The organism is Streptomyces sp. NPDC111656, from assembly GCF_055656965.1.
On record NZ_JBVKCA010000014.1, the window covers coordinates 111920 to 131237 of the forward strand.

Sequence of the window (19318 nt, forward strand, 5' to 3'; positions counted from 1 at the left end):
GCGCATGTCCTTCCAGTGCCCGTGGTGGGGCGAGTTCACTGGCGATGCGATCACCGGTCGCCGCGAACCCACAACCGCGAACCGCGAACCACGAACCACGAACCACGAACTACGAACTACGAACTACGAACTACGGTGCCAAGACCCGTGACCAGCATGACCAGTTGGACAGCGAACGACCTCCCGGACCTGACCGGCTGTACGGTGGTGATCACCGGTGCCGGCCGTGGCCTCGGCCTGATCACGGCACGCGAACTCGCCCCTGCCGGAGCCCATGTCGTACTGGGGGTACGCGACCCCGGCAAGGCCCGCCACGCTGTCGCCGACCTGCCAGGGACCTTCGACATCCGCCCGCTCGACGTGTCGGACATGACCTCGGTGCGAGCCTTCGCCGACGCCTGGTCCGGCGACATCGACATCCTGATCAACAACGCCGGCGTGATGGACATCCCCGCCGCACTCACCCCTTGACCAAACCGGTATGCGGTCAGGTCGCGAGAACGAATGCCAAGAGGCACATGACGCCGACCGAGACATACATGACCAGCTGATATCGCACGGGGTAGGCGTAGGTGTCCCGCTTGACTCCTCGGCGCCATTCGTCGCCGTATTCGAGGAACAGTTTCCTGGGTGGAATCAGGCCTGCCGCGAGTCCGATCCACACGAAGGAATACATGACCAGCATCTGCCGGGAATTCCAGTGCGCGGGCTGGAAGGCGCCCACCGCGATCATGCCGAGACAGCAGCCGAGGGAGACCACGAAAACGAGCAGCGTCAGTTTGCGGACCTTCATCCACCTGTCCACGACGGAGCAGAGGACGAATGTGGCGAACGCCGCGATGAGCAACAGGTAGACGAGGGGAAGCTGCGCGAGCACGGCGGTCCTTTCGGCGGCGCCCGGGGGCCGTCGGCAGGTACGCCGCCGACCCCCGGTGTGAGCCCCGCATCCTATCGATTCGAATCAGATCGAATCAGATCAGATTCGATCTGATTGGATCAGAATAGGGATCCCAGTACGCCGGTGACCGGCGAGATGAGGTCATGGCCGAACTGGCTGACCTTCGTGACGACGGTGGAGCCGCCCGCAGCACCGATCCACTTGGACTGGCCGAACGTGAGCACGCCCAGAGCGGCGCTGCCGAGGGACGACTTGAACTCGCTGCTCGACAATCCGTAGCCGATTCCGGTGAACAGCACGTTCAGCCCGGAGAACGCCAGGGAGGTGTACGCGAAGCCGGACGCGAGGGCCTCGATGAACGGCACGGCGGGCGGGAAGAAGAAGCCGGCTGCCAGGCCGACGAGGCCGGTGAAGGCGGAGGCGAAACCGAAGCCGATACTGAGCCAGTTGGTGGCGTTCGCCAGCCATCTGGCGTCCTCCTTCCACCAGGGAAGACCGCCCTTGACGGTGTCGTTGTCGGTGGTGTCGGCCGGGTTCGTACCGGCTTCCTTCGCCTCGCGGGCCTCCTCGGCCGCCCGCTTGGCGGCCGCCGCGATCTCCTCCTGGCGCTTGGCCGAGGCGATCTGGTGCGCCTGGCTCGCCGCGGCCGCTGCCGTCTGCGCGTCCTGGCCCGCCTGGATGGCGGAGGCGCGGGCCGAAGCGGCCGACGCCTGGGCCGAGTTGGCGGAGGCCACCGCGCGGCGGGCGGCGTCCACGGCGCGGTTGGCGGAGTAGTTCGCCGAGCGCGCGGCCGAACGCGCGGTGCTGGCCGCCGCCTTGGCCTTGTCGGCCGAGGCCTGCGCATCCTTGGCCGACTGGTCGGCCGCGTCCGCGTTCGCGTCCGCCTGGGTGGCCGCGGTAGAGGCCTGCTCGGCCGACGCGTTCGCCTTGTCCGACCACTGTTGCGCCTCGGCGGCGGCGTTGCGCGCCGTCGCAGCCGCCTGCTGCGCACGGGCGGCGCTCTCCTGGGCACGGTGCGCGATCTTGACGGCCGCGGCGATCGCGCCCTGGATGCCGGAGATGTGGGCGGCGGAGTCGTAGTCGAGCTGTGCGGTCCGGTACTGCGCCGAGGCGATGAAGTTGCGGCGCATCCACGCCGGCCCCTCCATCGCGGCCTGGGCGTGAGCCTGCGTGTACGGGCCCGCGTTCGCGATCAGGGTGGCGGTGGCGACCGCGTCGTCCTCCTGCTGCGCCGCCTCGTACGTGACACCGAGGAACTCGTAGAGCGCCTCGGCGGTGCCGGCGTCCAGCGCCGCGTTCGCCGCCTTCTTCACCGCGCTGCCGGGGTTGTTGGCCAGGACCCTGGCGACCGCGACGCGGTTGTCCGTCGCGGCGGCCTCGATGACGCTGTCGGCGAGGAACCGGGTGGCGGCGTCCGCGGCGTCGCTCGCCAGCGCCGCGGTCGCGGCTTCCGCGACGTCCGGGGTGGCGATCTGGGCCAGGTAGAGGACAGTCTCCCGGTCGTCCTGTCCCTGCGCGAGCTGCCGGTCGGTGTCGATCCAGCCATGCACGTCGGCGTCCGTGCCGCACAGGGCGAACCGGGCCGCCTCGCACGACCAGGAGCCCTGGGAGTTCATCAGGGCGATGGCCGCCCTGCGTCCGAGGGTGGCGGCCAGGCCCGTGTCGCCCGCGGCCAGCGCCGCTTCGGCCTGGGCGACGAGGTCCTTCGTCGCCTGCTCGGCCTGCTCGTCCTGGGTGCGCTTCTCGGCGCGTTCCGCCCGTTCCTGCGCCTCGATCTGCGCCAGCAGGCCGGTCTCCTGCATCGCCTGCTTCATGTCCTCGTCGAGGCGCTGCCACTCGGCCTCCCGCGCCGCCTTCTCCACCGCTATCGCCTGGGTGACGGCGTCGGTGGCGGTGTTCGCCGCCTCGGTGGCCGAGTTGGCGAACGCGGTGGACTTGTTGGCGTAGTCGATGGCTTGGCCCGCGTACTGGAACGCCCACTCGGCAGCCGTCGCGGCGTTGTCCGCGTGGTCGGCCGCGCTGTTCGCGGCGTCGCGCGCGGTGCGGGCGGCGGCCGCGGACGCATTCGCCAACGTCTGTGCCGTGCCTGCCGCGTTGGTGGCGATCGTGGCGTTGGTGCTGGCGATCTGCGCCTGCCGTTTGGCCTCCGCGGCCTCCGCCTGCGCCTTGCCGGCGGAGGCCGCGGCCGCGGCTGAGGCGTTCGCGGCGGCGGCGGCGTTACGGGCCGCCCCGGCGGCGGCGGCCCCGGCGTTCGCGGCCGCCGCCGAGGAGGTGGCGGCCGCGTCGGCGGCCTTCGCCGCGCTACGGGCCTTGGCCGCGGCGTTGCGGGCGGCGACGGCGGCGTCCTTGCAGGCGGCTGCCTTGGTGGCGTCCTTGGACGCGGCGATGGCCGCGTTGTACGCGGTGGCGGCGGCGGATCCGGCGGTGGCCGCGGCCTGGCTCGCGGCGGTGGCGGCATAGGCGGCGCGACGGGACGCCTGGACGGCGGCGTGGGAGGCCCTGATGGCGACCCGGGCAGAGTCGGCCGCGCCTGTCGCGGCCTCGGCCGCCTTGCGGGCCGCCTTGCCGGACTTGATCACGTCGTCCTGGGCCGCCTGGGCCTCCGCCGCGGCGGTCTCCGCCGCCTGCTTGGCCTTCTCGGCGGCTTCCACCGCGCGGGCGGAGGCCTCCTCGGCCTCCTTCGACTGTGCGTCGGCCTTCTTGCCCTCGCGTTCGACGACCGCGACGAGTTCCTCGATCGTCGCGGACTCCTGGTCGCGGGCGCGGGCGATGTGCTGGCCGGTGTCGAGGAACCACTCGACGTCGGCCTCGGTCCCGTCCAGCGCCCGGGAAGCGTATTTCTGCACCTCCGGACCGGCCAGCACCAGGAGCTTGGTCACCTCGACGCGCATGTCCTCCAGGCGGCCGGTGTACTGGTCCTCGGTGAGGAACTGCTCCAGGGCAGCCTGCGTGCCCGCGTTCAGGGCGGCGTTGCCGTAGCGGCGTACGCCCTTGTCACCCACGGCCATCACGGTCGCGGTGGCGACGCTCAGGTCTTCCACGAGGGCGGTCTTGAAGCCGCTCGCGAGATACTCGGCGATGGAGGCGTCACCGCCCTCCAGCGCCGCGGCGGCCTCGCGCCGGGTGCCCTTCCCGCCGCCGGCGAGGGAGGTGAGGATGGCGACACGGTTGTCCTCCGCCGTGGCCTTGGGGAGGTCGACCGTCAGGAAGGTCTGGACGTCGGTGTCGGAGCCGATCAGTACCGCTTCCGCCGCGGCGCGGACGGCCTTGCCGCCCAGCAGCCACGCCTTGACGGCCTTCGCCCGGTCGGTGTCGGGCAGGTTGAACGGGTCACCTTCGTCGAGGTCGTCCGGCGGAGCGGTGGTGGCGGCTTCGGCAGGGGCTGAACTGAGAACGAGGCTGGAGGTGGCGGCGACGGCTGTCGTGGCCGCGAGGGCGCCGAGAACGCGCCGTCTGCTCCAGTAGGTCGTGTTCAAAGCTGTCCTCCGGGATCGGGGCCCGGCGGTGTGACGCACGGATGGCGTCACACCGCCGGGCGGAGTACGGGGGAGCCGCGCCCTTGTCCGGCGCGAGAGTTCAGCGGATCGGCGGCGGACCCGCAGGTCAGCCGATCGCCATGCCGAACGCCTTGCCCGTGAGGGGCAGGCCGTTCAGACCGGGCTGATATGTCGTCACCGTGGCGCCTGTGCCGCCCATGGCGTTCGACCACGGCAGGCCGTGCACGGCGCCGCGCTCGGAGGGGCCGTTCGGCATCCCGATCCACAGATGGGTGGGCGTGGAGTACAGGTAGGCGCCCACGAGCTGCGACGCGCCCGGAGTGCCGGGCAGGCCGCGCTCGTTGCCCGCCTGGATCCAGTGATCGGAGTCACCCGGCGCGCCCAGCAGCGAGAACGTCTGCACGATGCCCGCGTCGGTCGCCGTGTCGATGTCCTCGCCGGGGACGCCGACCGCCAGCAGCATGGTCGAGGCCGTGCTCGTGGCGTTCGGCGCGGTGTTCGCGACGGCGACGGACGTGCCGAAGCGGTCACCGGCCGCGGAAGCCCCGTTCACCCCGTCGACGCCCTGGTGGACGGTGGCCAGTTGGGTCACGGTGCCGGCCGCGGTCACCCGGAGGGTGAGCACCTGCCCTGCACCCGCGTAGGAGGTCGTGCCGACCCACAGGGTCTCGCCGGGCGAGCCGACGGCGATGATCGAGTCGGTGGCGGCGGTTGCGCCGGACGGACGGTACGCGACCGTCGACACCGACGCACCGAACAGGTCCTCGGGTTCGGCCGCGTCGCTGATGCCGTCGCTGTCCTGGTCTATGCTCGCCACGGCGGTGGGGATGCCTGCCGCGTTCAGCGTGTGCTTCAGGATCGTCACCATGCCGGCGTTCGCGGCGGTGCCGACGGTCTCGCCCGGGGAGCCGATCGTGATGTTGTTGGCGTCGCCCGCGACGGAGGCACCGAACCGGTCACCGGCCTCGATGACACCCACTACGCCCGACGAGTCCTGGTGGATCTTCACGTTGGTGGTACCGCGCAGGTAGAAGACCTGGCCCGCGTCCACATAGCCCTTGAGGTTCTGGCCGGGCATGCCGATCAGCAGATACGGCTCACCGGCGGCGGTCTTGCCGGCGGCCAGCGCGGCGCCCATCTGGTCGTTGGCCTCCGAGACGGCGGCCAGGATGTCCCCCGCGCCCGTGCCCTGTACCAGGTTGAGTGCGGCCTTGCCCTTGCCCAGGCCGTCGGGAGAGCCGTAGAGGACGGTCACCATGCCGGCGTTCGCCACGGTGCCGATGTCCTCGGAGGGGATGCCGACGACCAGGTCGGTGTAGCCGTCCTCGTCGTAGTCGACCGAGGCGAGTGCCTGACCGAACCCGTCGCCGGCCTCGGCCGTGTCCGGCACGTAGTCGAGGTCCTGGTGCAGCGTCTCGCTGCCCTTGCCGCCGCCGTAGACGACCTTTACCAGGCCGGCCTCGGACTGGCCGTTCACCGACGCCTTGGGATCGCCGACGGCGATGTCCTCCGTGCCGTCGCCGTTGAAGTCGTCCACGCGCGTCGCGGCGATCTGGGCGGCGACCCAGCTTCCGAGGTCGTCGACCCGGGTGGCGATGCCGCCGGTACGGGTCTCGGCGGTGTCGATGCCGAAGCAACCGCCTTGCCAGGAGCGGCTGTTGATGCCGACGAGCTGGGCCTGGGCGCCTGCCACGCGGACCTCGGGGCCGCCGGTGTCGCCGGCGCAGATGGACACGCCGTTCTTGCCGGTGACGGTGGCGGTGGTGGCGTCGGAGGCGTCCACGGAGAACGCGCCGGTGTGCAGCGCGAGCGGCGCCCATTCGTCCTTGGTGCGGCCGTATCCGGCGACGCGCAGTTCCTCGCCCGTGACGGGCGAGGTGGTGGCCAGGACGGCGGGGGTGACGGTGGTGACCGGGCGGGAGAGGCGGGCCAGGACGAGGTCGCGATCGGTGCGCGGGACCAACTGGACCACGTTGCGGACCACGCCGTCGGAGGTGGTCAGGTCGGTGCGTCCGATGGTCGCGGTCGTCGCGAGCTTCGGTGCGCCGGCGGGTACGTCGAGGCCGGCGGCAGGGTCGTCGACGAAGCAACTGGCGGCGGTGAGCAGCCATTCGGCGTCGACGAGGACGCCGGAGCAGGCCCGGGTGCCGTGGCCGATGTCCAGACGTGCGGTGTAGCCGTAGGTCGTGCCGGTGGCGGCGGTGCCGGTGACGGCTTGCGCGGGCAGGGTGCTCAGTGCGAGCGGTGCGGCGATCAGGGCCGTGGCGAGCAGGGCGCGGCGGACGGATCTGATGTGTTGGGTGAGCATGACTTCCTTGGGACGAGGGGGAGATACGACGTTGGCCAGGGCAACAGGACTGCCCAGAGCGCTACTTGGAGGTCCTGATCTCCACGAGCATGAACTCGCGCCCCTGCTCGTCCGCGCTCTCACCCACGGGCGTCCAAGTGTTCTTGGCGATGTCGTACGACTGCTCCTCGTCGGCGGTCGTCATGTCGACCTGCGCCGCGTAGTCGTTGCCCCTGATGGCGTAGACCGAGGGGATCTCCAGCGTCAGATAGCCGGAGTTGCCGGTGACCCGGAAGCAGATCAGGTCCGAACTGGCGCGGGCCATGATCTCCAACAGACCTGTCTGGCTTCCGCATTCGGCGAGGACGATGTGCCCGTCACCGCGCTTGAGGGTGATGCCCTGCTCCGCGAGGATCTTGTCGGCCTGCGGATAGTCGAAGCCCTCCACGGCATAGCCGGGTGTCTCGTCGGCGACGGCATGGACCGCCGCGGCGGTCGACGCCGTCGACGCGGATCCGCCCAACAGGCCCTGCGCTACGACGAGCCAGGCCAGGGCGGTTGTAGCCGCGGCGCCAAGAATGCGCCGCACGAGTCTCTTCCTTGCCTTCAGCACAGTTGCGATCACAGTCCTATTCGTGGGATCGACGCAGGTGTGAAGGCCGTCTTCAAGGCAGCTGGATGAAGCGGAATCGATGCGTGGGAAATCTGGCATAAAGCAGCGAAATAGAACAGCGTGCACGCGTAAATTCATGAGCTCACCCCCCGATGGCGGCCCTCGATACCCGCATGAGATAAACAGCCCAAAGGCCTTTGATTGCCTTTTAGCTGTGCTATGAAATCCCATCGCCCCGGGCCTTGTCTATCGGAAAAATAGGGGTAAAAGCGGGCTTTCGGGTTGACCATTTATGTGATGCGTGTCACATTCCTGTGAATCGCTACTGTAAGGTTCACTTTAATTTGGAAGCTGGTTATCATCCTCGGCCTCGATCAAAGGTTGTCCCGCAAGTGATCTCTGGGTTAACGCTGGGTCGATGCGCCGCCTGTCCTATCTGGCGAGGGTGAGGCTGCGCAGGTGAGGAACCCGGGCACGTCGTCTGGAAGTAGGCTGCCTAACCGCGTTCGTCATGAGGTCAGAGCGAGCTCGGCATCCAGGCGGACGGGTCGAGGGCGGTCTGTTCGCCGGTTACGACGCCCCGCGTATGGCCTATCTCCTCGATGGACTCCCGGTCGAGGTTCTTGGCCGGATGCGTACGGACCGGGGGATGCGCAAGCCGGTTCCGGTGCCCTGGATCTCACCGCCGCAGGGCGGGCGGCCGCCCAAGCACGGTAAGGAGTTCCGTTTCGCCAAGCCCGACACCTGGGGCGAGCCCGATACCGCGACCACACAGGTCACCGACCGTCATGGCACCGCTCGCGCGATGGCCTGGGACCGTATCCCTCCTCGTCTGACCACCCGCTCGGCATGGATCGGCCACACTGGCGAACTCGCCATTGTCGAGGGCGCGTTGATCCGCCTTCAGGTCGACCGTCTGCCCAGCGACCACGAACCTGGGCTGGTCGTCGCCGCCCACACCCGACTCCGCCTCGTCCGGGGGGAAAGCCCCGCCGAACCCGGTCGGCTCACCCCTGCCCGGGTTCGCCGGGGGTTCAGGAACCTCCGCCCGAACTTGCCCTGCCCGGCCCGTGCACCGAAACCCACCAGACCATCGCCGAACGCGACCAACTCAGAAGCTGAACACGGCGTCAGAAGGGAACAATCAGCCCGGCTTCTCGCAATCGAAGCAGTGCTGTGCCCATGCACTCGGCGACCGAAGCCCCGTCGGCCCTCATCCCGCCGTCCAGTGGCCCACCAGAAGCGGCAAATGTCCAGGCTGGCCGGCCGTCACGCATGCGCTCCGCGTCGACCCGGATCATGGCACCGACACCCTGCTCCCCGAGCCATTCCAAGACGAGCAGCGTCACGTCCCCGACGCCGCTGTCCAGGTCCACCTTGGGGCGCCGCCCCATTCCCTTGGCCATGGCCACAACCCTACTCAGCGTCCGGTCGGGCCTCGGCACACGTTTTCAAGGCAGCTCAAACCATAAAGAACGAGCTCAGGGCGTGCAGATCTCACCCGTAGCCTCCCGTTCGGCGGGTGGTTGCTCTGGTATGGGTGGCTGGAGGTGCAACGGGCCGTGCTGGCAGTGAAGTTCGGGGCGGTTCTGCCGCATCTCGATGAGCGGCAGTGTCGTCTGCTGATAGAAGCGGAGGCCCGGTCACTCGGCCACGGAGGAATCAGGGCGGTTGACCGCCCAGACATCGAGGCACGCTCGCGGGACCGTCGCACCCTTCAAGTGTCACCAGCCTGCCGGGTATGGGCCCCATCCTGTGGCGGCCGAGTTCGCGGCCGCGGCAGGCGGAGACATGACGGTATTCGGCACCCCCAACTCGTTGGCTTCGGCGGCAGGGCGGCCGGCCCGCCATCTGCTGTCCACCTGGCAGGAGTACAAAGATGCTGCGACCGATGCGCCTCGCTGTGCCGCCTCGGACGAACAGCCCGCGGATTCCGTGAGACATCAACTGGCTCAGACACACCGACAGGTCACATAACGCCGTCGAGGACGGTCCCGGCCGGGCAGAAGAACCGACATGTACCGACGTCAGGATCCGGCAGCGGACACATGGCGAGCCAACTCGGTGGCCAGGCGTCGCATGACCGTGCGGTTGGCGCGTCGTATCGTGGCCCGGACGACGGGTCCCAGCAGACGGTCGGCGAGCGGGACGCGCGCCCAGGCGTACGTGAACGTCACGTGACTCCCGCCGGTCGCCAGCGGTCCGATGGTGTAGGTGCCTTGGGCCAGACGTCGGCCGGCCGCGCTGACGTTCCGTTCGACGATGCGCCGCGGCGGGTCGGCCTCGACGACCTCGATGGTGACGTCGGTCTTCACACCGCCCAACGCGGCGGTGACCGTGGCGCACGATCCGATACCCCGGTCGGGGCCGCTGTAGCGCCATCCGCTCAGGTAGTGGTTGGTGAATCGCTCGTGGTGAGCCATGACATCGAGGAAGTCGTAGACCTGCTCGGGCGTCTGCGGTACGTCGATCGACACGGTGACAGACTTCATGTACCACACGGTACACAGGGCGTGTACCAATTGGTACGCTCGTGGCGTGGTGAATACGAACGGCCCACATCCTGAGGGCGAGGCAGTGCCCGGCACGGACGGGGACCGGCGAGCTCAATTGGTGGACGCGGCCGTCGACTACGTCGCGGCACACGGCATCGCAGACCTGAGCCTGCGCGGCCTGGGCGCCGGGATCGGCGTCAGTCACCGCATGCTGATCCACTATTTCGGCTCCAAGGAACACCTGCTCGTCGAGATCGTCCGAACGTCGGAGCAGCGCCAGCGTGATCTGCTGTCCCGGCTCCGCCTGGAACCCGGTCTCTCACCCGCCGATGCTGCGCGGCTCCTCTGGCAGCAGCTGACAGACCCTCGACTGGCCGGTCAGGAGCGGCTCTTCTTCGAAATCTACGGGCACGCGCTGCGGGGCCGCCCCGAGGCTGCCCCACTTCTCGAAGGGCTCGTGAACGACTGGCTGGAGCCGCTCGTGGCCGCCGAGGTCGCCACAGGGGCGGACCCTGCCGTGGCCCGGAACCGCGCCAGGCTGGGACTCGCCGCCGTCCGCGGTCTGCTGCTCGACCTGCTCGCCACCGGTGACCGCGCCGGCGTCAACGCGGCCATGGAAGACTTCCTCCGACTGTATTACGGCTCGAAGTGACGGAGTTGCCGCTCAGGCCGGGGCTGAGCCGGACGGCGATCACCGTTCGAGCAACGGTCGTCGAGGCAGACGTACGCCTGGACCTGCTTCACGGACTTTCTCTCCGACACCTCCGAAGCGTCTGGAGAACCATCGAGTTTCATCTCGTAGCTCCAGTCCGCGCCGGTGGGCAGCTCTGGTACGGACTGGGCGACGGAGAGGGGCCGGTCCGCCAGCCAGCCGGCGGCGAAGCGGGCGGTGGTGCGCGTCGCAGTTCTCAGAGGGCGGTTCGTGAAGTGATGTCCGGTTCCTGGTAAGTAGGTGTCTTTGGACTCGGGGCGGGTTCCGCCTGCGCCGCGGGCCGAATACATCGTCAGGGACAATGTGCCTGTGTCCAGACGTCAGCGGCCGGAGCCACCTACGGATGTCCGACTCGACCCTTATCGCCACGCTGCTGCTCGCCTTATGGACGGGGACGAACAGGCCGGCGTGCTCCTGACCCGAGTCACCACTTGGTGGTGGCGGGAAGGCCCGGTCTGGCGAAGGCGGTGGGTGAAGCCGCAAGAGCTTCCTGAGTGGGCAGTGTTTCGTGTCGGTGCAACACAGCAGTTGCCCGTGTTCGAGGACGGGGTCGTTGGTGCTGACGAGCTCGATGAGGAGCTTGAGGACTGGTCCTCGGGATCCTTCCGGCTGCGGGGCCGGCGGTTCACACTCGAGTGGCTCGGCGAAGACGAGACCGAGGCGGTGCATAGGGAGCACGGCTGGATGAGCGGCTGACCTTCCCCGCGACTGGCTGTGCCGCAACACCCGCCTCCTGGCCTGGGCGCGGACCATCGGGCAGCTACTGCTTCCTGGTGAAGCTGCCGGCGTCGACCTCGGCAAGGACGTCGAGCTTGACGAGGCGTTTCAGCTTGGCGCGGGTGCCTTCGATGTTCTTCGGCCGCGGTTCGTGGCCGAGGGCTTCGCAGATGTCCTTGGCCCGTAGCGGCCCGGTCGCCTGGTTGAAGACGGCGAGGATGCGGGGGTAGTCCGGGTGCTCGGGCAGGTCCGGTGGGACGGTCGGGAGCCGGTCGGCGAGGCCGGTGACGGTCCTGCGGGTGATCGCGAGGTGCTCCAGGTGGGTCTCGGCCTCCCGCAACCGGGTCTGCAGGTCGTCGATCTGTGCCCGGAAGTCGTCGGCCAGGGCCCGGGCTGCGTCTTCCTGGAGGTCCAGGGCATCGAGCAGGGGCTGGATGTTCACGCGGTCACCGCCCGATCTTCGCGCCAGGTGGGGGTGTTCGCGCCGGTGAGGCGGCGGATCATGACGTGGGTCATCGCCCAGTAGACGCGGGAGGCGGACGAGGAGGGGCGGTGCTCGTAATCGCGGACCAGCCGGCGGTGCAGTATCAAGATCCCGTATGTCTGCTCGACCCTCCACCGCTTCGGCTGCGGCACGAACCCCTTGTCCTGCGGGTTGCGTTCGACGATCTCGACGTCAATTCCCAGGCCGACGCCGTGCATGACGACCTGGTTCTTGAAGCCCTGGTCGACCAGGGCTTTGCGGACGGTGCCGCCGGCATGCTCGGCGGCCTGGTCCAGCAGGATGATGCCCGCGGCGTTGTCATGTGTGTTCGCGGCGAGGACGACCACCGCGATGACCAGGCCGAGGACGTCCACAGTCAGTCCGCGCTTGCAGCCCGGCACCCGTTTGGCCGGATCCCGGCCGGTCGTGGTGGCGGGGACCCCGGCAGCCGCGTGGACACTCTGGGTGTCCAGGACCACCAGGGTCGGGTCCTCTAATCGGCGGGCACGTTCACGGACCTGGCAGCGCAGGAGTTCATGGATGACCTGGTCGGTCCCGTCGTCCCGCCAGGCGGCGAAGTGGTAGTACGTCGCGCTCTTCGGCGGAAGATCGTGTGGGAGATAAGCCCACTGACAGCCGGTCCTGCTCTGGTACAGGATCGCGTTCACGATCTCCCGCATGTCGTAGGCGCCCTGATGGCCACTGACCGAACGGTGCCGGTCCTTCCACGCGGTGATCACCGGCTCGATCAACGACCACTGCTCGTCCGATAAGTCACTCGGATACGGCTTGCGTTCACTCACCTGGTCACATCACCAGATCAACGACTGCGGACCGGCAGATTCCGCCCCGCCGCCACACCATCAGGCGACAACAGAAGCACCCAAAGACTTGCAAACTGCCCTCTCAAAGAGCGTTTTGTCCCACCGAGGTTGTTTGGTGGCGCTTCACCGGGACGAGTTGAGAAGACTGCTGGGGCGAGAGTGTTCCATGTGATGGATGGGGCAGGCGTCGCCCTTGGGTCGCCCGGTTTCGTCGGTTCGCTCCTGTCTGATCCCAGGGCGCCCCCGCTTGGCACCGTTTGCGCCCTGCAGGGACGGGCTCGCCGCCGGTACTACCGAAACATGACGCGACAACGCCCGTATCCCAGCGACCTCTCCGATGCGCGCTGGGAATTGATCGGGCCCATCCTCACCACGTGGCGGGCCGAGCGCAGAGGCAAGGGTCTCGACATCGGTCGCCCGCCCGAGCATGACCTGCGCCGCCTCATGGACGCCATCCTCTACGTCGACCGCACCGGCATTGCCTGGCGTTACCTGCCCCACGACTTCCCGCCGTGGGAAACGGTCTACGGCTACTTCGCCGCCTGGCAAAAAGAAGGCATCTTCGACCAACTCAACGGTCTCCTGCGCCGTCTGGTGCGAGAGGCCGAAGGCCGCGACAGCGAGCCGAGCGCCTGCGTGCTGGACGCACAGAGCGTGAAAACCTCAGCGAACGTGCCCGCGACCAGCCAAGGCATCGACGCCGGCAAGAAAATCGCAGGCCGCAAGCGCCACATCGGGGTCGACACCCTCGGCCTACTCCTGGCCGTCTGGGTCACCGCAGCGAGCGTCTCCGACAACGCCGGCGGCATACACCTGATGTCCCATATCGCCGCCGCTCACCCCCGCGTGACCAAAGCATGGGCCGACACCGGCTACCGCACCAAAGCCATCGACCACGGCGCTCGCCTCGGCATCGACGTGGAAGTCGTCCAACGCGACCCCGGCGTCAAAGGATTCAAGGTGATCCCGCGACGCTGGGTCGTCGAGCGGACCTTCGGCTGGCTGATGCATCACCGCCGACTGGCCCGTGACTACGAAACCCACCCCCACCGTTCCGAAGCCATAATCCACGTCGCGATGATCGACCTCATAAGCCGCAGACTCACTCGCGAATCCACCCTGAACTGGCGCGACACCTGAACCTCGAACCAAACAACCTCGGCGGGACAAAACGCTCTTTCAGACCCGCTGGGGTGCCGGGTGGGCTGGTCACGCATCCTCAGCCGGGCGGCGCGGTGAGCCGGCCAGCGGCGAGGCGTCTTCGTATCGGACCTCGTAGACGCGCTCGGCGAACTTCCAGCCGTCGTCGGTGCGCTGGTAACGGTCGTGGTAGATAGCGTAGTTCAGCCCTCCGCGGCCGTCGCGGCCACGCCCGACCTCTGACATATACGCGCGGCCTGATGCGGTGTCCCCGTCAAGCTGGATCACGCCCGGGTGCGTATTCTGCACAAGAAAGTCCACAACATCCGGCACCCTCCCGCCCCAGGCGCGGATCGGCTCCTGCCCCTCGAGTTCAACGGGGATGTTGGGCATACGCCATACACCGTCCGGTGTGAACAGCAAGGCGATACGGTCGTAGTCGCGCATCATCACTGCATCGGTGAACTCACCGCGCAGCGCCTCGATCTCGACGCGATCCGCGATGGCCTGAAAGTCACTCATCGGTTTCCTCCTCGTCACCTTGAACTCGGTGCACGAACGACACCGGTCCGCCCTGAGACGGAAGCCTCCACGTCGGCGGTACAGACGATCCCGCCGAGCGTCCCTGGGTCGCCTACTCGCTTGATGGTGTGTTCGTCTCAGCAGTACGACGACACGGTCTTCCGGAATGTGACACGGTCCCCGCTCAGAGCGCACCGCAATGACGATCCGCCGGTACGAACGAGAACGAATGAGAGTCCGCACGGGGTGGCTTCGGCGACCTCGCTCGGCATGCGTCTGTACGCACGATGCATAGGCAGGGGAGTTGGAGCAGTTGGAGTTCCAGCAGTGGGGCGTGCTGCCGGCACGGCGCAGCAGTCGCTGGTCTTGTTCGCACCAGATTCTCCTTTGCCCGAGGAGTGTGGCCGTGTGGCTGAGTGCGACGAAACCGAGGCGCGGCAGCGAAGACTGACGTGTCGTATCCGAACCTGATCACCGCCATCGGCATGGGCATCGGCGTCGGCAATACGGGGTGCCTTTCCGGGGGCCTTCGGGCATGCGTCAGACTCCCGTCATGAGCACCACGCGACGCCGACTCGGCACGGGCCCGACCGCCATCAGCAGCACACCGTCCGCGGAGGAGTCCCCACGGCTTCTGCCCGTCGAACGAGTTGGCCTCGGGGGACTCTTGAAGGCTCCCCAACAGAGCGAACCGGAGCTGACGCGGTCGCGCCGGCGGGCGCTTCGCTCTCCTGAGGTGGGGGACTGACCAACGACTGCCTCGGACTCCTGATCTACGCCTACGAGTTGAGGCGTCGACTGGAATACGTGACGGGCGAGGAGCACCTGTCCGCGATGCACACGGCGTACGCCGCGGCTGCGCCGCTGCTCTGCGTGAGCAGCCCACCACCTCGGCAATGGCGCTCTCGCCCGCAGGTCGGCGGCCCGCACCTCGTGTACCAACCCTGAGTGTCCCCGGGCCTCACCTATTGCTTGCGGGGACGCGGACGTGCGGCGCGCCGTCGATTCCGTTGCCGCCCGACGCCGCGCACGCGACCGCATCCGGCGTTGCCGGGGCCCATCATGAGGTCGACCCGTCCGTCCGTCGGTCAGTCCGGCTGCTTCTCCATGTGCTCCAGCACGCGGTTCGAGATCTGGGCGAGCGTGCTGAGCTCCTTTGGCGTCAAGGCGTCGATGAAGAGTCGGCGGACGTGCTCGACATGGAGGGGAGCGGCGGCTTCGATCGCCGCGTATCCGGCCGGGGTGGCGACGATGAACGCTCCGCGTCCGTCGTCGGAGCACTCTTCCCTGGCCACCAGTCCACGCTTGGTCATCCGTGTGACCTGGTGGGACATCCGGCTCTTCTCCCACTCCACCAGATTGGCCAGTTCCAGGAAGCGCAGCCGTCCGCCGGCTTCGGTGAGCTTGGCGAGCACGATGTAGTCCGCGGCGGACATCTTGGAGTCCGTCTGCACCCGGCGAGACAGTCGGCCGATGAGCTTCTCCTGCATGCGGATGAAACTGTCCCAGGCAGCCTGCTGCTCGGGGTCGAGCCAGCGCGGTGTCTCCTTCATGAGTGCAGTGTAACGAAATTGTTGACAACTCACCTATTCGTCTCGCTCGGCAGCCGAAGCATCGTTGACCTGGCCGAAGAAGAGTCAACCGATGTCGATCGTGAGGGCCGGGACGGAGGTGCGGGCGGGCGAGATGTCGGCCGTGGGGCGGATGGACACCGCACCGCGTAGGGACATTGTTCCCCCCAGGGCGTCGACGGGATCCTTGACGCCGCCCAGGTGGCGCGTCGGTACCGCGCGAACAGTCATGTGACCAGGCATGTGACGTAGTTCCGGCCAACCGCTGCGTCAATGCTGGTGCAGCCGTTCCAACGCGTCCCGCAATGCGGCTCTGGAGGTCACGCCCAGTTTGGGAAAGAGCTGGTAGAGGTGGGTGGAGACGGTGCGCGGGGAGAGAAAGAGTTTTTCGGCTATCTGTTTGTTGGACAGGCCGGCCGCGGCCAGGCGCGCGATCTTTTGCTGCTGCGGTGTCAGGGTTGTGGTTTCGGGAGGGGTGGCGGTTCGCCCAGGGCCGCCGCAGGCGCGCAGTTCCTGGCCCGCGCGGTCGGCCCAGGGGGCGGCGCCGAGCCGTTGGAAGATCTCCGCCGCGGCCCCCAGGTGCCGACGCGCCTGTCCAGGGGCTCTGCCGCGGCGGAGGCGCTCGCCGTAGTAGAGGTGGATGCGGGCCAGGTCGAAGGGCCACCGCTCAGCCCCCTCGACGGCGAGGGCGTCATCGAAACCCGGGTGCCGGTCGTCGTCGGCGGCCAGCGCGGCGGAGGCATGCAGCACCATCGACAGACGCGGCGACACGTCGTCCAGTCCGGCCCTGCGGGCGGCGGTGACATGGTCGCGTGCCTGTTCCTGGCGGCCGGTCCGCACGGCCGCGTCCACCAGGTCCAGCACCGTCCACAGCGCGTGCGGGGCGAACTTCGGCAGCGTCCCCGCCGGCGCGATGAACGTGGCCTGCTGATACGCCTCTTCGAAGTCTCCCTGTCCCAGGGCGGACAAGGCCCTGACATGAGCGGAATAGACTCGCACGACCCCGGCGCGCCGGGGACCGGCCCACTGCTCCATCTGGTCGGCCAGGGCGCGCGTCGTCCCGTGGTCGCCGCACGCCGCGGCCGTGCAGGCCAGCAGGAACTTCCCCGGCCAGGCCAGCATCGGGTAGTGGTACTGGTCGCACAGGTCCAGTCCCTCGCGGGCGGTCAGCCGCAGCTGCTCCCACTGGCCGGTCAGCCAGGCGTGGTTGCCCAGAAGGAACAGGGCGTCGATGGCCGCTGTGATGTTCTCGCCGCGGCGCCCACCGGCCACGACACGGTGCAGTCCTTCCGCGCATCCGCCGAGACGGTCGACATACGCCCCGGCGATGGCCACCCGGACGATGCGCAGGGGGTCGGACTCGTGCGCCAGCTCGGCGATGGCCGCGTCCAGCCGGGCGAGGTCCGCCGGGCCGGTGCGGGCCGGGTCGGCGAAGGTGCTGCGTGCCGTCGACAGCAGTTCTGGGACGGCGGGGTACTTGGCCGCCGTAGCGTCGAACTGGGACCACAGACCGGGCCGGCCGCCGAAGAAGCACACCATGAGCAGGGTGAGCAGTGCCTCGGCCAAGGTGGTGTCCTCGGGGTCGTACGGCTCGGGCTGCAGGGCGATCGCGCCGGACAGGAGGCTGTGGGCGGTGTCGATGTCGCCGGCGCCGTTGAGCAGGTAGGCCGATCCGGCCACCGCCGCGGCCAGCGATCCCGGCCCGGGAGCAGTGCGGCGGGCGTCGTCCAGCAGGCGCGGCACGTCCCGCAGGTCGCCGGTGAGGTTCGCGCCGGTGTACGCCGCCCGGGCAAGTCGTCGTGCCCGCTCGGGACCTGCCGGGGTCAGATCGGCGGCGCGCAGCAGCGCGACCACTGCGGCGGACCCGTCGCCCCGACGGGCGATCACGGAGGCCGCGCGCTCCAGCAGGGCGGCGACGTGCTCCTCAGGGGCGTCCGCGGCCTGCGCCAGGTGCCATGCCTGACGCTCCGGTACGTCTTCCCACGCCCGGGCCAGTTCACGATGGGCGCTACGACGCTGGTCGCTGGTCGACAGTTCGACCACCGCCGCCTGCGTCAGCGAATGCCGGAATCTCACCACGGAGGGGTCGGCGACACGGATCAGCTGGGCGCGTTCGGCGGGGCCCAGATGCTTGAGGCTGCACCGTCCGGCTGCGGCACGGCGCAGGACCTGCAGGTCGCCGGAGCCGTCGAGTGCGGCGAGCAGCAGCAGGTACCGGGTGGCCGCGGGCAGCCCGGTGATGCGGGAGGCGAAGGCCGTCTGCAGCTTGCGGCTGAGCGGAAGACGCTCGGGCAGGGCCTCGGCGGCTGCCTGCTGCGACCCGCTGAGCGCGACCGGCAGCTCCAGCAGCGCCAGGGGGTTGCCCTGGGCCTCGGCCATCAGGCGGCGCCGCACGCGCACGACGAGGGCCGGGTAGCGGCGGACCAGCAGGTCCTCGGAGGCGGCGTCGCTGAGGGGAGCCACGTCGTGGACGGGCAGACCGCCGTGGTCGAAGAAGCTCTCCGCTTCCGGTCTGGACGTGCACAGCAGGCCGGCCCGGGTGCCGGCCAGCAGACGCGCCACCCGGCTGAGGACCAGGGCGCTGGCCGGGTCGAGCCACTGCACGTCGTCCACGGCCAGCAGGGTGGGCCGGTGGTGGGACAGCTCGCGGATCACCGACAGTACGGCGTCGGCGACCATGTCGTGCGCGGGGGCCGGGCCGTCCTTGCGGCCCAGGGCCACGGCGAGGGCGTCCGCCAGGACGATCGACGGCTGGTTCTCCACCGCCGCCTCGAGCAACTGCCCCAGACCGCTGTAGCTCAGCCGCGCCCTGTACTCCACGCCGGCGGTCGCGACGACGTGCATGCCGTGGTCCGCGGCGCGGGACACCGCGGCGGCCAGCAGTGCGGTCTTGCCGACGCCGGGCTCTCCCAGCAGGAGCAGCGGCCCGCCGGTCCGGGCCGCAGTCCCCAGGAAGGCACCGATCCGGTCCAGATCGGTGCCGCGGCCGACCAGCGGCTCGTCGTCGCCTTCGAACACCCAGGGCGCGATCCGGTCTCCGAAACGGGTGTGTTCCCCGCTGCCCGGCTGTCCGGGAAGCCGCCCCGGATCCGGTGGATGGTTCATGACGGCCGTCCCCGGGTCAGGAATCGGCGCGGGTTGCCGACGAGCATCGTCGTGACCTGTTCCTCGCCGACGCCGACGCCGGCACGGCGCAGGGCCGGCAGCACCTGCTGGCGGAGGTACGCAAAGTGCCAGTTCGGCGCGACCTGCTCACGCGTTCTGGGAGGCAACGAGTCGATGTGGCACGAAGCGTCGCGCGACAGCATGAGCCGGTCGGCCAAGCCCTCGTCGAGCAGGCGTACGAGGTTGGCGATCGGCTTCTCGCCCGGCAGGTGCAGGTCCAGTTGGAAGCGGTCCATCCCCACGTACGAGCCCTGGTCGACCAGCGTGCGGACGTAGTCCGGATGGTTCCAGCGCTTTTCCTCATCGAGGACGATCACGTGCTCGTGCATCAGAACCGTCTTGAGCGCGTCCGCCGCGACAGGTCCGCGGAGGGTCTCCGCCGTCGTCATGCCA

At 69.0% G+C, this 19318-nt stretch carries 17 protein-coding genes and 2 pseudogenes; 6 read left to right on the top strand and 13 right to left on the bottom strand.

Annotated elements, in window-relative coordinates:
• The first annotated feature begins 156 nt into the window (after positions 1 to 156).
• Positions 157 to 471 carry an SDR family NAD(P)-dependent oxidoreductase gene (locus ACZ7M3_RS34105; protein ID WP_472068696.1) on the top strand — a complete coding sequence of 105 codons (315 nt, stop codon included), beginning with the start codon at positions 157 to 159 and terminating at the stop codon, positions 469 to 471.
• A gap of 16 nt (positions 472 to 487) precedes the next feature.
• Here ACZ7M3_RS34105 and ACZ7M3_RS34110 read toward each other — a convergent pair whose 3' ends face one another.
• The 4 genes from ACZ7M3_RS34110 to ACZ7M3_RS34125 form a co-directional block, all read right to left on the bottom strand.
• Positions 488 to 877, bottom strand: a complete 390-nt coding sequence (locus ACZ7M3_RS34110; RefSeq protein WP_472068391.1) for a hypothetical protein — start codon at positions 875 to 877, stop codon at positions 488 to 490.
• A 119-nt stretch (positions 878 to 996) separates the two neighbouring features.
• Entirely contained in the window at positions 997 to 4374 is a 3378-nt protein-coding gene (locus ACZ7M3_RS34115) for an ALF repeat-containing protein (RefSeq protein WP_472068393.1), read from the bottom strand.
• A gap of 127 nt (positions 4375 to 4501) precedes the next feature.
• Complete coding sequence (locus tag ACZ7M3_RS34120) at positions 4502 to 6703, bottom strand: trypsin-like serine protease (protein ID WP_472068395.1); 2202 nt, start codon at positions 6701 to 6703, stop codon at positions 4502 to 4504.
• A 61-nt stretch (positions 6704 to 6764) separates the two neighbouring features.
• A complete protein-coding gene (locus ACZ7M3_RS34125) occupies positions 6765 to 7271 on the bottom strand; it encodes a hypothetical protein (RefSeq protein ID WP_472068397.1) in 507 nt (168 codons plus the stop codon).
• Positions 7272 to 7860: 589 nt separating this feature from the next.
• Between ACZ7M3_RS34125 and ACZ7M3_RS34130 the strand changes: the two are divergent.
• A pseudogene (locus tag ACZ7M3_RS34130) lies at positions 7861 to 8394 on the top strand (transposase); the annotation flags it as partial.
• Between the two features lie 31 nt (positions 8395 to 8425).
• On the opposite strand, the gene ACZ7M3_RS34135 reads toward ACZ7M3_RS34130, so the two are convergent.
• A complete protein-coding gene (locus ACZ7M3_RS34135; RefSeq protein ID WP_472068399.1) occupies positions 8426 to 8701 on the bottom strand; it encodes a hypothetical protein in 276 nt (91 codons plus the stop codon).
• A gap of 138 nt (positions 8702 to 8839) precedes the next feature.
• On the opposite strand from ACZ7M3_RS34135, the pseudogene ACZ7M3_RS34140 reads away from it, so the two are divergent.
• Positions 8840 to 8974, top strand: a pseudogene (locus ACZ7M3_RS34140) (ISAzo13 family transposase); the annotation flags it as partial.
• Between the two features lie 348 nt (positions 8975 to 9322).
• Here ACZ7M3_RS34140 and ACZ7M3_RS34145 read toward each other — a convergent pair.
• Positions 9323 to 9787 carry an SRPBCC family protein gene (locus tag ACZ7M3_RS34145; protein ID WP_472068401.1) on the bottom strand — a complete coding sequence of 155 codons (465 nt, stop codon included), beginning with the start codon at positions 9785 to 9787 and terminating at the stop codon, positions 9323 to 9325.
• A gap of 46 nt (positions 9788 to 9833) precedes the next feature.
• Here ACZ7M3_RS34145 and ACZ7M3_RS34150 point away from each other — a divergent pair, with 46 nt between their 5' ends.
• Positions 9834 to 10442, top strand: coding sequence for a TetR/AcrR family transcriptional regulator (locus ACZ7M3_RS34150; RefSeq protein WP_472068403.1), 609 nt, complete (start codon positions 9834 to 9836; stop codon positions 10440 to 10442).
• A gap of 444 nt (positions 10443 to 10886) precedes the next feature.
• Positions 10887 to 11198 carry a hypothetical protein gene (locus ACZ7M3_RS34155; RefSeq protein WP_472068405.1) on the top strand — a complete coding sequence of 104 codons (312 nt, stop codon included), beginning with the start codon at positions 10887 to 10889 and terminating at the stop codon, positions 11196 to 11198.
• Positions 11199 to 11262: 64 nt separating this feature from the next.
• On the opposite strand, the gene ACZ7M3_RS34160 is transcribed toward ACZ7M3_RS34155, so the two are convergent.
• Both ACZ7M3_RS34160 and ACZ7M3_RS34165 read right to left on the bottom strand, forming a co-directional pair.
• A complete protein-coding gene (locus ACZ7M3_RS34160; RefSeq protein ID WP_472068407.1) occupies positions 11263 to 11661 on the bottom strand; it encodes a hypothetical protein in 399 nt (132 codons plus the stop codon).
• Entirely contained in the window at positions 11658 to 12506 is an 849-nt protein-coding gene (locus ACZ7M3_RS34165; RefSeq protein ID WP_472068409.1) for an IS5 family transposase, read from the bottom strand. Before ACZ7M3_RS34165 ends, ACZ7M3_RS34160 begins: the two co-directional genes overlap by 4 nt.
• 321 nt (positions 12507 to 12827) lie before the next feature.
• Between ACZ7M3_RS34165 and ACZ7M3_RS34170 the strand changes: the two genes are divergently transcribed.
• Positions 12828 to 13667 (top strand): IS5 family transposase, encoded by an 840-nt coding sequence (locus ACZ7M3_RS34170; protein ID WP_472068411.1) that lies wholly within the window; start codon positions 12828 to 12830, stop codon positions 13665 to 13667.
• A gap of 69 nt (positions 13668 to 13736) precedes the next feature.
• On the opposite strand, the gene ACZ7M3_RS34175 is transcribed toward ACZ7M3_RS34170, so the two are convergent.
• The 5 genes from ACZ7M3_RS34175 to ACZ7M3_RS34195 all read right to left on the bottom strand — a co-directional run bounded on the left by ACZ7M3_RS34175 (position 13737) and on the right by ACZ7M3_RS34195 (position 19314).
• Positions 13737 to 14189, bottom strand: coding sequence for a nuclear transport factor 2 family protein (locus ACZ7M3_RS34175; RefSeq protein WP_472068413.1), 453 nt, complete (start codon positions 14187 to 14189; stop codon positions 13737 to 13739).
• Positions 14190 to 15277: 1088 nt separating this feature from the next.
• Positions 15278 to 15742 carry a MarR family winged helix-turn-helix transcriptional regulator gene (locus tag ACZ7M3_RS34180; protein ID WP_351314200.1) on the bottom strand — a complete coding sequence of 155 codons (465 nt, stop codon included), beginning with the start codon at positions 15740 to 15742 and terminating at the stop codon, positions 15278 to 15280.
• Positions 15743 to 15826: 84 nt separating this feature from the next.
• Positions 15827 to 15991, bottom strand: coding sequence for a hypothetical protein (locus ACZ7M3_RS34185; RefSeq protein ID WP_472068415.1), 165 nt, complete (start codon positions 15989 to 15991; stop codon positions 15827 to 15829).
• A gap of 39 nt (positions 15992 to 16030) precedes the next feature.
• Positions 16031 to 18865: a helix-turn-helix transcriptional regulator gene (locus ACZ7M3_RS34190; RefSeq protein WP_472068417.1), complete on the bottom strand. Its 2835-nt coding sequence runs from the start codon at positions 18863 to 18865 to the stop codon at positions 16031 to 16033.
• Entirely contained in the window at positions 18862 to 19314 is a 453-nt protein-coding gene (locus ACZ7M3_RS34195) for a phosphotriesterase family protein (RefSeq protein WP_472068419.1), read from the bottom strand. Before ACZ7M3_RS34195 ends, ACZ7M3_RS34190 begins: the two co-directional genes overlap by 4 nt.
• Positions 19315 to 19318 lie beyond the last annotated feature (4 nt).